Below are 13,195 nucleotides of genomic sequence, written 5' to 3'. Positions count from 1 at the left end.
GGGATGCGCGTCGTCGCCCGCATCAACGTCGCCGCGATCGAGCGCAACGTGACCCGCCTCCTGGGGCGCGTCGGCCCGGGGACGGCGATCTGCGCCGTGGTCAAGGCCGACGGCTACGGGCATGGCGCGGTGCCCGCTGCCCGCGCCGCCGTCGCCGGGGGCGCCACGTGGCTGGCCGTCGTGACCGCGGCGGAGGCCACCGCGCTCCGGGACGGGGGCATCGACGCGCGGCTGCTCGTCCTCGGGCCGCTCCGGGACGACGATCTCCCGGAGGCGCTGGACGCCGGCGCCGAGGTCGTCGTGTGGGACGCGGAGGGCGTGGAGCGCCTCGAACGCCTCGGCCGGCCGGCCGACGTCCACGTCAAGCTCGACAGCGGCATGGGGCGCCTCGGGCAGCGCGACGCCGACGAGGCCCTGGCGCTCTGCGACCGCGTCGCCGCGGCTGCGCACCTGCGGCTCTCCGGGGCGATGACCCACTTCGCGACGGCGGACGCCCCGGACGACCTCTACGCCGACCAGCTCGCGCGGTTCACCGCCTGGGCCGCCGACGTGCGCCGCCGCCATCCGTCGGCCGTCCTCCACGCCGCCAACAGCGCCGCGCTGCTGCGGGATCCGGCGTCGCACTTCGACCTCGTGCGCCCGGGCATCGCGATCTACGGCCTCGATCCGATGAACCACGACGCGGCGGACCACGACCTCGAGCCCGCCCTGGAGTGGCACACCCGGCTCGCCGCCGTCAAGCCGCTCCTCCCCGGCGAGAGCGTCGGATACGGGCGCCGCTTCCGCGCGGCGGAGGAGACGACGGTGGGCACGGCCTCGGCGGGCTACGCGGACGGCGTCCGTCGGGCCCTGACGAACACCGGCACCGCGCTGGTCGGCGGCCGTCGTCGGCCGATCACCGGCACGGTCTCGATGGACAGCATCGGCATCGACCTCGGCCCGGGCGCGACGGATCGCGCCGGCGACCGCGTCGTCCTCGTCGGGCGCGACGGCGACGAGCACCTCAGTGCCGAGGAGGTCGCGCGGACCCTCGGGACGATCAACTACGAGATCACCTGCGGGATCGGGCCGCGGGTCCCGCGCGTGCACCACCGCGACGGCGCGCCCGTCCCGGCGGCGGGCCCGCCCGTCGACCGGGCAGCGCGGTCGGGCGGGACGACCGCCCGGTGAGCGACGACGTCGCGGCCGGGCTGCTGGAGCACCTGCGTGCGCAGGTGCCCGAGGGACCGGAGGCCTGGATCGTCGGCGGAGCCGTGCGCGACCGGCTGCTCGGGCGCCCCACCGACGACCTCGACCTCGCGGTCGCCACCGCCGACGGCGCCGTGGTCCGGCGGATCGCCCGCGGGCTGGCCGCGCGGGCCGGCGGCCAGGCGTTCCCCCTCTCGGACGCCTACGGCGCGTGGCGGGTGTCCTCGACCGCCGGCGCCGCGAGCGCATGGCAGGTCGACCTGACCCCGCTGCAGGGCGCCGACCTGGCCGAGGACCTCTCGCGGCGGGACCTCACCGTCAACGCGATCGCGGAGCCGCTCGCGGGCGGAGCGCTCGTCGACCCGTCCGGCGGGGCGGAGGACCTGCGCACCGGCCGGCTGCGCGCCGTGGGCCCGTCGTCGTTCTCGTCCGACCCGGTCCGGGTCCTGCGACTCGCGCGCTTCGCGGCGGAGCTCGACGCCCGCCCCGACGAGCCGACCCTGGACGCCGCGCGCCGCGCGGCGCCGGCGCTCGGCACCGACGTCCCCGGGGAGCGGATGCTGCCCGAGCTCTCGCGAGCGCTGACCGGGCCGGGCTGGGCCCGCGGTCTCGACGTGGGGGAGGCCACGGGCGCGTTCGCGGCGGTCCTGCCGTCGGCGGTCGGGGACGACGGCCGGCTGCGGCCGGACGTGACGGCGACGCTGGCCGCAGTCCTCGGGCCGGACGTGGGGATCCCCGGGGCGGGGCCGCAGGACGCCGCCGCGCTCCGGGAGCGGGGCGCGTCCCCGGAGGCCCGCCTCGTGCTCGCGCTCGCCGCCCTCGTCCGGCACGCGGCGGATCCGCGGTCGGCGCTCCACCCGCTCCGCCCGAGCCGCGAGCTCCGGAGCGCCGTGACGCGGGCCGTCGCCACCGCCGGCCGGATCGCGTCCCTCGGCCCCGCACCGTCCGCGATGGAGCTCTTCGCCGCCCTGGGGCCCGCCAGCAGCGACGTCGTGGACGCCGCCGTGTTCTCCCGCGCCGTCGTCGGGCCGGCGGGCCGGCCCTGGCCCGCGATCGCCGCACGCGCCGTGCGGTGGGGCCGCGACGGTCCGCCCCGCCCGCCGGTCACCGGCGACGCGCTCGCCGCGGCGCTCGGGATCCGGCCGGGCCCGGAGCTCGGGCGGCTCCTGACCGCCGTGGCGGTGGCGCACGACGCCGGCGAGATCGACGGTGAGGACCGGGCGGTCGCGCTCGCCCGCGAGCTGCACGCCGCCGGCGCGGGGGAGTCCGCGGGCGGCGGGTAGGCTGGCGGCATGGCCCAGGATCCCGACTGCATCTTCTGCAAGATCGTCGCCGGCGAGCTGCCCTCGCTGGTGGTCGCCGAGGACGACGACACCGTCGCGTTCCTCGACGTCAACCCGGCGACGCCCGGCCACACGGTGGTGATCCCCAAGGCGCACCACCGCGACCTCCTGACGATCGACGACGACGCGCTGCAGGCGACCCTCGCGACCGCCCGGCGCGTGGCGGCGACGGCCTCGGACCGCCTCGACGCCGTCGGCATCAACCTCGTCAACAACTGCGGTGCGGGCGCGTGGCAGACGGTGTTCCACTTCCACGTCCACGTCATTCCGCGCTACGAGGACGACCCCCTGCGCCTGCCGTGGGTCCCGACCCCGGGCGACCGCGACGAGATCACCGCCACGCACGCCCGCCTCACGGCCTGAGCGTCGTCGCCCGGCCGTCGGCCCACGCCCCCGGGCGGACGGTTGCAACCGGGGCGCGGTGCGTCCCGATCGGGCATCATCGGCGCGTGACCGCCCGCTCGGGCGGTCGTGCGGCCGGTGCCGCGGACGCCGTGCGACGGACCAGGTCGCGTACCCCGTCCGTGCCCCCGACGCCGCCGTGGCCGGTCCGTCGGGATGCCCCCGCGAACCCGCCCAGCCGCAACTTTCCATCCCCGGGAGGGTTTTCGATCACCATGAGCAGTCGCCGTACCGTCGTCTCCCTCGCCCTCGCGGCCACGTCCCTGGCGGTGGTCCCCGCCGGTGCGTCAGCCGCGAAGATCACCGAGGTCGGTGCCGTCACCGACGGTCGCGCGCCGCGGTGCCCGGACTCCTGCTCCGTCGTGACGCGCACCACCGCGTTGCCCACCAGCGTCGACGGCAACCGCAACGTCTACGTCGTGCCCGCCAACGGCCGCATCGTCGCGTGGAGCATCACGCTGGGCACCCCGAGCGCCGACGACCGCAAGGCGCTGGAGAAGCAGCTCGGCCGGGCCAGCGCGGGTCTCGTGATCCTTCGTCGCGGCAAGAGCGTGTCGGCCTCGGTGGCCGCCGCCACCTCGATCAAGAAGCTCGACCCGTACTTCGGCGGGGAGACGACGTTCGCGCTGCCGACGTCGATCTCCGTGAAGAAGGGCGACGTCATCGGCCTGACCGTGCCCTCGTGGGCCCCGACGCTGGTCCAGGGCTACGGCACGAACACCTCGTGGCGCGCGAGCCGACCGGCCGGACGCTGCGGCGGGACGACCGACGAGCGCAAGAAGGACTACTACGTCGACACGACGCTCTCGATGGGCAAGAGCGGCACGTTCAACTGCCTCTACAAGGCCGAGCGGATGTCCTACACCGCGACGCTGGTGCCGACGCCGGCGAAGACCAGCGAGGCGTCGAAGACCAAGAAGTAGGGGGCGGAGAGCCCCAGCGGGGGCGATCCGACCGCACGCGCCCCGAGCCGGCCGGGGCGTGCTGGCGCCGCCCCGCGCGGGGCGGCCTCAGCGGCAGACGCCGGGGTTGGTGTCGCAGAACTCGCCGAACTCGCTCGGCGTCGATCCGCCCGAGCTCGACGACCCGCCGCCGGAGGTGGACGTCCCGGACCCGGACGACCCGGACGACCCGGAGCCGCTGCTGCCGGAGCCTGAACCGCTGCTGCCCGCCCCCGATGTGGTCCCGCCGCCGCTCGGCGTGCTGGTCCCGCCGGTCCCGCCGTTGCCGGCCGACGTGCCCGAGCCGCTCGTCGACGTCGAGCCGGAGCTCGTGTCGGTCCCGGAGTCCGAGGAGCCCGTGTCCGACGAGGTGTCCGAGGAGCCGGTGTCCGCCGTGCCCTGGTCCGACGAGTCGCCCGACGCCGGCAGCGGGCCGGTCGACGTGGTCGTCTGCGTCGGCAGGTCGGTGACCTGGGACGCCTGGTCCCCGGCGCCGGCCGCGAGGCCCTCGCCGGTGGGGGAGGTCAGGGCGGGCGTCGACTTCGGCTTGACGTCGGTGGCGATCTCGTCGCCCCCGCACGCCGCGAGGCCCCCCGCGCTCGCGCACAGGGCTCCCACGAGGAGGAGCCGGCGGAGCGGGGCGGTGCGCATGAGGGTCGGCCTCCGGGCCGGTCCCGGGATCAGGCCGTGGCCGTCTCGACCGCGGTCATCCGGCGGCCGCAGGTGGGGCAGTCGTTCAGGTCGAGCTGCGCCATCTGCCCGCAGTGCGGGCAGTGGCGGAGGTTCTCGAGCGACCACGGGAGGTTCGACGTGCTCGGGGCGAGCGGGACGAGCTTCCCGACGGGCTCGAGGGTCTCGCCGGTCTCGCGGTCCCGGTAGGTGTGCCCGGGCTGGGCTTCGATGATGACTTCGCGGCCCGTGGAGGGCGCGCGGAACCGGTAGCGCTGACGTGCGGCCATGCGCGAAATCTACCTGCTCCGGGAGGGTGCCGGTGTCAGGCCGTCGCGGCGGGGCGCTCCGCGGCCTCGCGGAGGTCGCGCAGCCGGCCGATGTGGCGGCCGATCCGGTACTGGGACGGGGCGACGCCGTGGTGGCGCCGGAAGGCCTTCGCGAACTGCGCGGGCTGGCGGTAGCCGACCGAGCGGGCGGCCTCGCGCACGGAGACCGGGCCGCGGGCCAGCATCTCGGCGGCCTCCTCCATGCGGATCTCGATCAGGGCGCTGCGGAAGCTCGTCCCGCCGATGTCGTGGAACGCCCGCTGCAGCTGGCGGCACGAGCACGCGACGCGGTCGGCGAGCTCGGCGACCGTGAGGTCGGACGCGTACTCCTCGCGGAGGACGGAGACGGCTTCTTCGTAGAGAGCCGTGCGGATGAAGATCGTGTCGGGGCGCCGCATACCAGGGATACGGATCACCGCCGATCCGGGATCACTCGATCGGGCGGGAAGTTCGCGAACCGGCGCGTAGACGCTCGGATCGGGGTGGAGTACACTCGACGTGCTTGTGCCGATGTGCACGAGCATTGGTGTTGATCGTCACACGATGGAGGTCTTGGAGATGCTGGTTCGCGACGCGATGAGTCCCCTGGTGGTCGAGGTCGGGCCCGGGCACACGCTGGCCCAGGCGGCCCGGCTGATGGCCGGCCGCAACGTCGGTGCCGCGATCGTCATGGACCCCGAGGGCGCGGGCCCGGGCATCCTCACCGAGCGCGACGTCCTCCGCGCGGTCGCCGCGGGCGACGACCTGGCCGCCGTGGCGGTCGCGGAGCACACGACGACGTCGGTCGTGTACGCCGAGCCGACGTGGTCGCTCGACGAGGCCGCGGCCGCCATGGTCGACGGCGGGTTCCGCCACCTCGTCGTGATGCAGGGCCCCGACGTCGTCGGCGTGCTCTCGGTGCGCGACATCGCACGGTCGTGGGCCGGCGAGCGCGGGCTGCTCGACGAGCGCCGGGCCGCCGGCGGCGGGAACGCGCCGAGCGGCGTGGTCGGGATCGCCTGACCGGGGTCGGGGCGGGACGCCCCGACCGGCTAGTGCCGGGTGTCCCCGGAGTCCTGGGCGCGGGCCTCGGCCTCGCGCCGGGTCGTGGCCGCGGCGTCCGACGCCCGTCGCCGGACGGCGCGGAGGCTCTCCCGCAGCTCGTGCGGGTCGGCGGGGGACACCTTGGGGAAGCTGTACGTGTGCTGGTCCGTCATGGTCTACCTCCAGGAACACCGGAGTCGGCGATCGGTTGCGCCGACTCGTCGTCCTCCGGGTCGTCGGCCGGTCCGCGCGACGGTCGCAGCGACCGCCCGGAACGTGGACGGACGTCGCGATCGCCGTGGGAGACGGTCGACGGGGCTCGGGGCGTCGGCTGACGACGGACTTCGTCGCCGGTGCAGGAAATCCTGCACGCGGCCCCGCACCGGTCCGGCGCCCCCGGCGGGGTGCGCCGGACCCGGCGGGAGGTCAGACGGCGGCGACGTCGTCCGCGAGGACCGGCACGTCGCGGAGGTACCGCTCGGCGTCCAGCGCGGCCTTGCAGCCCGAGCCGGCGGCCGTGATCGCCTGGCGGTAGGACGGGTCGACGAGGTCGCCGGCCGCGAAGACGCCGGGCTTCGACGTCTCGGTGGTGACGCCCTCGACGACGACGTAGCCCTCGTCGTCGGTGGTCAGCTGGCCCTGGACGAGCTCGCTCTGCGGGTCGTGGCCGACCGCGATGAAGGCCCCGGTGATCTCGAGGGTCTCCGTCTCGCCGGACTCGCTGTGCTTCAGGACCACGGTCGACAGGGGCTTCAGGCCGTCGCCGGCGGCCGCCTCGAAGCGCTCGACGACGTACGGCGTCTTGAAGGTGATGTTCTCGACGGCCTTGGCGCGCTCGACCATGATCGCCGACGCCCGGAACTCGTCGCGGCGGTGCACGATCGTGACGGAGCGACCGAACTTCGCGAGGAAGATGGCCTCCTCCATCGCGGAGTCGCCGCCGCCGACGATGAGGGTGTCGTGGTCCTTGAAGAACGCCGCGTCGCACGTGGCGCAGTAGGAGACGCCGCGACCGGAGAGCTCGTCCTCGCCCTCGACGCCGAGCTTGCGGTGCTCCGCGCCGGTGGAGACGATCACGGCGCGGGTCCGGTACTCGGTGTCGTCGACCCAGACGGAGTGCAGTCCACCGGGCTCGTCGGAGAGCTCGACCTTGGTGACCTGCTCGGTCTTCAGGCGCGCGCCGAAGCGCTCGGCCTGGTCGCGCAGGTCCTGCATCATGTCCGGCCCCAGGATCCCCTTCGGGTACCCCGGGAAGTTCTCGACGTCGGTGGTCTGCTGGAGCAGGCCGCCCCAGTTCCAGCCCTCGATCACGAGGGGCTCGAGCTCGGCGCGCGCGGTGTAGAGCGCGGCCGTGTAGCCGGCGGGGCCGCTGCCGATGATGATGACGTTCTCGGGATCCGGCATCGAAGGGTTCCTTCTCGGTCGTCGGGCGGGGCGCGGTCGCGACCCACCGTCTTCACTCACTTTACAAAATGAAGTGCCGCAGCACCAGGGGCCGTCGCGGGGGAGCTCAGGCGCGCCGCGCGCGCCCGGCCCAGTGCCCGACCCAGTCGCCCGCGCGCTTCAGCGGCCCGGCCGCCCGGGGGGTCGCGCGACGGACGCCCTCGGCCAGCGACCCGCCGGCCACCAGGTCCGTGACGTAGTGCTCGCCCAGATAGATGAGCGCGAACCCGAGCGTCGAGGCGTAGGCCCAGCCGATGGCGCCGGCGATCGGGCCCGTGTCCCGCAGCACCTGCGCCGACGCCACCGACGTCCCGAAGTGCAGGGACGGCATCGCCGCGAGCGGGTTGCCGCCGAGCGCGTCGTAGAGCTGCGGCCAGTGGTCCCCGAAGAGCTCCTCGCCGTACTCGCGCATCAGCCGGCGGAGCGGGCGGCCGTCGGGGCCGAAGTCGATACGGCCGGCCTCGGCGGCGAACCACGGCGGCGCCGTCGGCACGGCCCAGTAGACGACCGCGCCGAGGTCGAAGGTGCCGTAGATGCGGGTCGCCGCGCGCGGGAACTGCTCCGGGTGCCGGAACATCACGTAGAGCGCGGTCGAGTGCGGGACGAAGAACCAGACCCAGTGGCTCCAGCAGAGGACCTTCTCCCACCACTGGAAGCCGGAGTCGCGGTGCAGCGCCTGCTGGAGGCGGACGGTCGGGATGCGCCCGGCGCCGATCACCATGTCGGTCCGCACCGGGTAGTCGACGCGGACGCGGCTGCGGAGGCGCTCCGGGTCGTCCGCGGGCATCTCGTACGCGGCGAAGTACGCCCACATCTGCAGGCTGCAGACGACGACGTCGCGGGCCTTCGAGCGCGGGACGAGGAACGTCACCGCGACCGGGGCCGACGCGGCGGTGGCGAGCACCACCGCCGGCTTCAGGCGCAGGCGCTTGCGGGCCAGTGGCGCAGCGACGCCGAGGCCGACGGCCGCCCACGCGGCCGCCCGGATCAGGTTCCTGGACGTCACGATCGCGGACCCTAGCGGGGGGACGGGGGCCATCGGCTCCCGGTCTTCGCCGGCGGGTGGTCGGCCCGACTGGCTGCGCAGCCAGTCCGTCGTGTGCGCTGTGTCATCCTGCGGCCTATGAGCGCCTTCGAGCCGGTCCACGAGTACGACACCGTCAATCTCCTGCGCGACGGTCCGGCGGCCATCGTCGAGATGAACCGGCCGGCGGTGCTGAACGCGTGGGACGGCCAGATCGGGCACGACCTCCTCGCCGCGCTCCGGGCGTGCGGGGAGGACGACGTCCGCGCGGTGCTCATCACGGGCGCGGGGCGTGCGTTCTCGGCCGGCGCGGACCTCGGCTCCGTCTCCGACGGCGGGATGCCGACCCGCCCCGGTGGCCGCCCGGACCTCGAGGCCGTGCTGCAGCTCCGGTACCACCCGATCATGCGCGAGATCCGCCGGCTCCGGAAGCCGGTGCTCGCGGGCGTCGACGGGACCGCGGCCGGCATCGGGATGAGCTGCGCGCTCGCCTGCGACCTCGTGACCGTCAGCGAGCGCGCGAAGCTCAACCACGCGTTCACGAAGATCGGCCTGGGTCCCGACGGCGGCGCGTCGATCTTCCTGCTCGCGCGCCTGGGATGGACCCGTGCCGCGGCGATCATGCTCGAGGGCCGCGTCGTCGAGGCGGACGAGGCCGTGAGCATCGGCCTCGTGAACCGGAAGGCGCCGACCGAGGGCTTCCGCGAGACCGTCGAGGCCGAGGTCCGGGCGCTCGCCGCGGGGCCGACGCTCGCCAACGCGGCGGCGAAGCGCGCGATCAACGCGCAGGTGCTCCGGAGCCTCGAGGAGGTCCTCGAGATCGAGGCCCGCGAGCAGGGCCTCCTGGGGGAGTCGGAGGACTTCGCGGCCGCCGTCACGGCGTTCATGAAGAAGGAGCAGCCGACGTACGCGGGACGATGACGGCGCGCTCGCGCTCCCCGCGACGCGCCCGGATCCCCCGTTCCCACGGGGGTTCGCGGTCCGACGTCGGAGGGTGGTTCCTTCCCGTGCTGCCGAACACTAGAATCGAGCGCGCTTTGCGACGCTTGAACCGGATCCCTCACCTCACAAGGGCTTCCTGGCGCGCTGCGACGTCCGCCATCGCCCTCGCGATCGGCCTGACGCTCGTCACCGCCGGACCAGCCTCAGCCTCGTTCTGGGCGCCGCAAAAGGGCGGCTCCCCGAACGCGGACCGCATCCACACCCTCTATGCCGTCGTGTTCGTCGTCGGCGTGATCATCTTCGTCGCCGTCTTCGGTGCGCTGGTGTACGCGATGGTCAAGTTCCGGGCGCGCCCGGGCGCCGTCGCCGAGCAGCTGCACGGCAACACGCGGCTCGAGATCGGCTGGACCGCCGGCGCCGCCGGGATCGTCCTGATCCTCGGCATCGTCACGTTCCTGATGCTCCCGGGCATCCGGAACCCGGACAACTCCGACAAGGACGGCTTCGACCTCGCCGGGTACCAGACGGCGAAGGACAAGGACCTCCTGCCCCCGAACGGCAAGTCCCTGAACATCGACGTCAACGGGCAGCAGTACGCCTGGCGCTTCACGTACCCGGACAAGGACGCCGACCGGCAGAACAACGTCCAGGCGTACGAGGAGATGGTCGTCCCCACCGGCACCACCGTCACGCTCGACATCCGGTCGTCCGACGTCGGTCACGCCTGGTGGATCCCGAAGCTCGGCGGCAAGGCCGACGCGCTCCCCGGGTACACGAACCACACGTGGTTCAAGGTGCCGGCGAAGGCCCTCCGCAACGACGACGAGCGCGAGAACGGCCGGGTCTTCACCGGCAACTGCGCCGAGCTCTGCGGCCGCAACCACGCGAACATGACCGCCCAGGTCCGCGCCGTCACCCCGGCCAAGTTCCAGGAGTGGCTCGACCGTCAGAAGGCCGACCTGATCGCCGCCCACGAGGCCGCGGTCGAGTTCCGCGCCAAGCAGGCCGCGTCCGACAAGGCGGAGGCCGCTGCCGCGGCCGCCGTGGACGACGCGACCGAGCCCACCGATTCCGCGGCGCCCTCCGGCGCACAGCGCTAGCCGCCCGGTAACGAGGAAGACTTCCCATGGCCACCGTCACCGCCACGCCGATCCCTCAGGTCGTCGCCCACAAGGTCGAGAAGCCCGTCACGGGCTGGGTCGACTGGGTCACCACCACCGATCACAAGAAGATCGGGATCATGTACTTGGTCCTCACCTTCGCCTTCTTCGGCGTCGGTGGGGTCGAGGCCCTCCTCATCCGTCTCCAGCTGGCGGTCCCGGACAACACGCTCCTGGACTTCAAGACGTACAACCAGCTGATCACGATGCACGGGACGACGATGATCTTCCTGTTCGTCGTCCCGGTGATGGCCGGATTCGGCAACTACTTCGTGCCGCTGATGATCGGCGCCCGGGACATGGCGTTCCCGAAGCTGAACGCCCTGTCGTTCTGGATGCTCGCCGCCGGCGGACTCGTCTTCTACGCGTCCATCTTCTTCAACCCGCCGGAGTGCGGCTGGACGTGCTACGTCCCGTTGGCGTCGAAGGACTACCTGCCCAACGGCGGCGTGGACTCCTGGATCTTCCTCGTCCACCTGACGGGCATCGGCTCGCTCGTCGGCTCGGTGAACTTCTACGTGACGATCGCGAACCTGCGGGCACCGGGCATGACCTGGAGCCGCCTGCCGCTGTTCGCGTGGACGATCCTGACGTACTCCGTGCTCCTGATCCTGGCCCTGCCGGCGATCGCCGCGGCCGTGACGCTGCTCCTGACGGACCGCCACTTCGGCACGAACTTCTACGACCCGGCAGAGGGGGGATCCCCGCTCCTGTGGCAGCACCTGTTCTGGTTCTTCGGGCACCCCGAGGTCTACATCATGGTGCTGCCAGGGTTCGGCATCATCTCGGAGGTCCTCCCGGTCTTCGCCCGCAAGCCGATCTTCGGCTACAAGGCGATCGCGGCCTCGACCCTCACCATCGCCTTCCTGGGCCTGATGGTGTGGGCGCACCACATGTTCACCACGCCGAGCCCGAGCGTCGTGCTCGTGTTCTTCATGGTGAGCTCGATGCTGATCTCGATCCCGACGGGCATCAAGATCTTCAGCTGGATCGGCACGCTGTGGCGGGGGACGATCATCTTCGCCACGCCGCTCCTGTTCGCGGTCGGCTTCCTCGGCACGTTCCTGATCGGTGGCGTGACCGGCGTCATCCTCGCGATCTACCCCGTCGACTGGCAGCTGCACGACACGTACTTCGTCGTCGCGCACTTCCACTACGTCCTCATGGGCGGCGCGGTGTTCGCGGTCTTCTCGGGCCTCTACTACTGGTTCCCGAAGATGACCGGCCGGATGATGGACGAGAAGCTCGGCAAGATCAGCTTCTGGACCATGCTGATCGGCTTCCACACCACGTTCCTGGTGCAGCACTCCATCGGCCTCGACGGCATGCCGCGACGCATCCCGGAGTACGCGGACGTCGGCAACCTCGCGATCTACAACCTGATCTCCACGATCGGCGCGTTCATCCTGGGCGTCGGCATCCTGATCACCGCGTACAACGCGCTGCGGAGCCTCAAGCACGGCGCCGTCTCGGGTCCCGACCCGTGGAAGGCGAACACGCTCGAGTGGTTCACCCAGTCGCCGCCGCCGCAGAACAACTTCGACGCGGTCCCGCGCGTACGCTCGGTCGAGCCGATGAAGGACATCCGCGCCGAGATCGAGCGCCGGAACAACGAGCCCAAGCCGGTCGAGGCGTGACCTCGACGACCGACAGCACGTCCGGGGGGAGGTGACCCGCATGTCCACCACCGTCTCGGCACCGCCGAAGACCGGCGCGGCGCCCGTGCGCGTCGCCTCCACCTCGCGTCAGCTGGTGGCCGACCTCGTCGCGCTGACGAAGCCGAAGGTGCAGGTCCTCCTGCTCCTGACGACGATCACCGCGATGTACGCCGCCGGCAGCCCGTCGCCGTGGCTCGTCCTCTGGACGGTCGTCGGCGGCTCGCTGGCCTCCGGCGGCGCCAGCGCCGTCAACCACTGGTACGACCGCGACATCGACCGGCTCATGGAGCGGACGCAGGACCGTCCGATCCCCTCGGGTCGCATGGAGCCCCACGTCGCCCTCTGGGTCGGCCTGTGGTTGACGATCGCGTCGTTCTTCCTGCTCGCGCTCGCGGCGAACATCACCGCGGCGCTCCTGGCCCTGGCCGGGTTCGTCTGGTACGTCGGCGTCTACACGATGTGGCTCAAGCGCCGCACGACGAACAACATCGTCATCGGCGGCCTCGCCGGCGCGTTCCCGCCGATGGTCGGCTGGGCCGCGGTCACCGGCGGCTTCGCCGTCGACTCGCTGTACCCGTTCGCGATCGTCTTCGCCTGGACGGCGCCGCACTTCTGGGCGCTGTCGATGCTGATCAAGGACGACTACGCGGCGGCCAGCATCCCGATGCTGCCGGTCGTCAAGGGCGACTCGTACACCTTCAAGGCGATCGTGGTCTGGTCCGCGATCACCGTCGTGGTGTCCGTCGTCCCGGTCATCACCGGAGCGTTCGGGACCATCTACCTCGCCTTCGCGCTCGTGCTCGGCGTCGAGCTGATGCGCCAGTCGTTCGTGCTGCTGCGCAAGGGCACCCGCGCCGCCGCGCTCTCCCTCCACCTCTACGCGTTGATCTACCTGACGGTGCTGTTCGCCGGCATGGTCCTCGACGCCAAGATCTGACCCCGGAAGAAGCACCCTCACATGGATCGCAACCTCGCCAAGCGCAACCTGCGCGACGCGCTGATCGCCGGCATCGTCATCCTCGTGATGTTCCTGCTGACGTTCGTCGCGGCCGTGATCTACGTCTCCTAGGAGC

At 72.8% G+C, this 13,195-nt stretch carries 15 protein-coding genes; 9 read left to right on the top strand and 6 right to left on the bottom strand.

From position 1 onward, the window contains the following. The first annotated feature begins 3 nt into the window (after window positions 1–3). From alr to PATMI_RS0124265, 4 genes are all read left to right on the top strand, one after another. Window positions 4–1,170, top strand: a complete 1,167-nt coding sequence (gene alr, locus PATMI_RS33010; protein ID WP_051472241.1) for an alanine racemase — start codon at window positions 4–6, stop codon at window positions 1,168–1,170. After that, complete coding sequence (locus PATMI_RS0124275; protein WP_026912781.1) at window positions 1,167–2,471, top strand: tRNA nucleotidyltransferase/poly(A) polymerase family protein; 1,305 nt, start codon at window positions 1,167–1,169, stop codon at window positions 2,469–2,471. Before alr ends, PATMI_RS0124275 begins: the two co-directional genes overlap by 4 nt. A 9-nt stretch (window positions 2,472–2,480) precedes the next feature. Next, the gene (locus PATMI_RS0124270; RefSeq protein ID WP_026912780.1) at window positions 2,481–2,894 is read left to right on the top strand and encodes an HIT family protein; all 414 of its coding nucleotides are present in this window, start codon (window positions 2,481–2,483) and stop codon (window positions 2,892–2,894) included. Window positions 2,895–3,148: 254 nt separating this feature from the next. Next, entirely contained in the window at window positions 3,149–3,856 is a 708-nt protein-coding gene (locus PATMI_RS0124265) for a hypothetical protein (protein WP_026912779.1), read from the top strand. A gap of 87 nt (window positions 3,857–3,943) precedes the next feature. On the opposite strand, the gene PATMI_RS0124260 is transcribed toward PATMI_RS0124265, so the two are convergent. From PATMI_RS0124260 to PATMI_RS33005, 3 genes are read right to left on the bottom strand one after another with little or no spacing between them, the layout of a single operon-like run. After that, window positions 3,944–4,525: a hypothetical protein gene (locus PATMI_RS0124260; protein ID WP_026912778.1), complete on the bottom strand. Its 582-nt coding sequence runs from the start codon at window positions 4,523–4,525 to the stop codon at window positions 3,944–3,946. Window positions 4,526–4,554: 29 nt separating this feature from the next. Then, window positions 4,555–4,833 carry a hypothetical protein gene (locus tag PATMI_RS0124255; RefSeq protein WP_026912777.1) on the bottom strand — a complete coding sequence of 93 codons (279 nt, stop codon included), beginning with the start codon at window positions 4,831–4,833 and terminating at the stop codon, window positions 4,555–4,557. Window positions 4,834–4,868: 35 nt separating this feature from the next. Further along, on the bottom strand, window positions 4,869–5,270 hold the full coding sequence (locus PATMI_RS33005; protein WP_036726361.1) for a helix-turn-helix transcriptional regulator: 402 nt from the start codon (window positions 5,268–5,270) through the stop codon (window positions 4,869–4,871). A 160-nt stretch (window positions 5,271–5,430) separates the two neighbouring features. On the opposite strand from PATMI_RS33005, the gene PATMI_RS0124245 reads away from it, so the two are divergent. Further along, window positions 5,431–5,874, top strand: a complete 444-nt coding sequence (locus PATMI_RS0124245; protein WP_026912776.1) for a CBS domain-containing protein — start codon at window positions 5,431–5,433, stop codon at window positions 5,872–5,874. Between the two features lie 29 nt (window positions 5,875–5,903). Here PATMI_RS0124245 and PATMI_RS37035 read toward each other — a convergent pair whose 3' ends face one another. The 3 genes from PATMI_RS37035 to PATMI_RS33000 all read right to left on the bottom strand — a co-directional run bounded on the left by PATMI_RS37035 (window position 5,904) and on the right by PATMI_RS33000 (window position 8,344). Continuing rightward, window positions 5,904–6,068 carry a hypothetical protein gene (locus PATMI_RS37035; protein WP_157260957.1) on the bottom strand — a complete coding sequence of 55 codons (165 nt, stop codon included), beginning with the start codon at window positions 6,066–6,068 and terminating at the stop codon, window positions 5,904–5,906. A 253-nt stretch (window positions 6,069–6,321) separates the two neighbouring features. Next, entirely contained in the window at window positions 6,322–7,299 is a 978-nt protein-coding gene (trxB, locus tag PATMI_RS0124235; protein WP_026912775.1) for a thioredoxin-disulfide reductase, read from the bottom strand. 106 nt (window positions 7,300–7,405) lie between these two features. Then, window positions 7,406–8,344 (bottom strand): phosphatase PAP2 family protein, encoded by a 939-nt coding sequence (locus PATMI_RS33000; protein WP_245604273.1) that lies wholly within the window; start codon window positions 8,342–8,344, stop codon window positions 7,406–7,408. Window positions 8,345–8,461: 117 nt separating this feature from the next. Here PATMI_RS33000 and PATMI_RS0124225 point away from each other — a divergent pair, with 117 nt between their 5' ends. From PATMI_RS0124225 to PATMI_RS0124210, 4 genes are all read left to right on the top strand, one after another. After that, window positions 8,462–9,283 carry an enoyl-CoA hydratase/isomerase family protein gene (locus tag PATMI_RS0124225; protein ID WP_026912774.1) on the top strand — a complete coding sequence of 274 codons (822 nt, stop codon included), beginning with the start codon at window positions 8,462–8,464 and terminating at the stop codon, window positions 9,281–9,283. A gap of 125 nt (window positions 9,284–9,408) precedes the next feature. Further along, on the top strand, window positions 9,409–10,404 hold the full coding sequence (gene coxB, locus PATMI_RS32995; protein ID WP_245604271.1) for a cytochrome c oxidase subunit II: 996 nt from the start codon (window positions 9,409–9,411) through the stop codon (window positions 10,402–10,404). A 26-nt stretch (window positions 10,405–10,430) separates the two neighbouring features. Then, window positions 10,431–12,101, top strand: a complete 1,671-nt coding sequence (gene ctaD / locus PATMI_RS0124215) for a cytochrome c oxidase subunit I (protein ID WP_026912773.1) — start codon at window positions 10,431–10,433, stop codon at window positions 12,099–12,101. Between the two features lie 40 nt (window positions 12,102–12,141). Next, complete coding sequence (locus PATMI_RS0124210) at window positions 12,142–13,059, top strand: heme o synthase (RefSeq protein WP_036726358.1); 918 nt, start codon at window positions 12,142–12,144, stop codon at window positions 13,057–13,059. The last annotated feature ends 136 nt before the right edge of the window (window positions 13,060–13,195 follow it).

This window comes from Patulibacter minatonensis DSM 18081 (assembly GCF_000519325.1).
In the GTDB taxonomy this organism is placed as follows: Bacteria; Actinomycetota; Thermoleophilia; order Solirubrobacterales; family Solirubrobacteraceae; genus Patulibacter; species Patulibacter minatonensis.
This window is presented reverse-complemented; position numbering and strand designations above follow the sequence as displayed.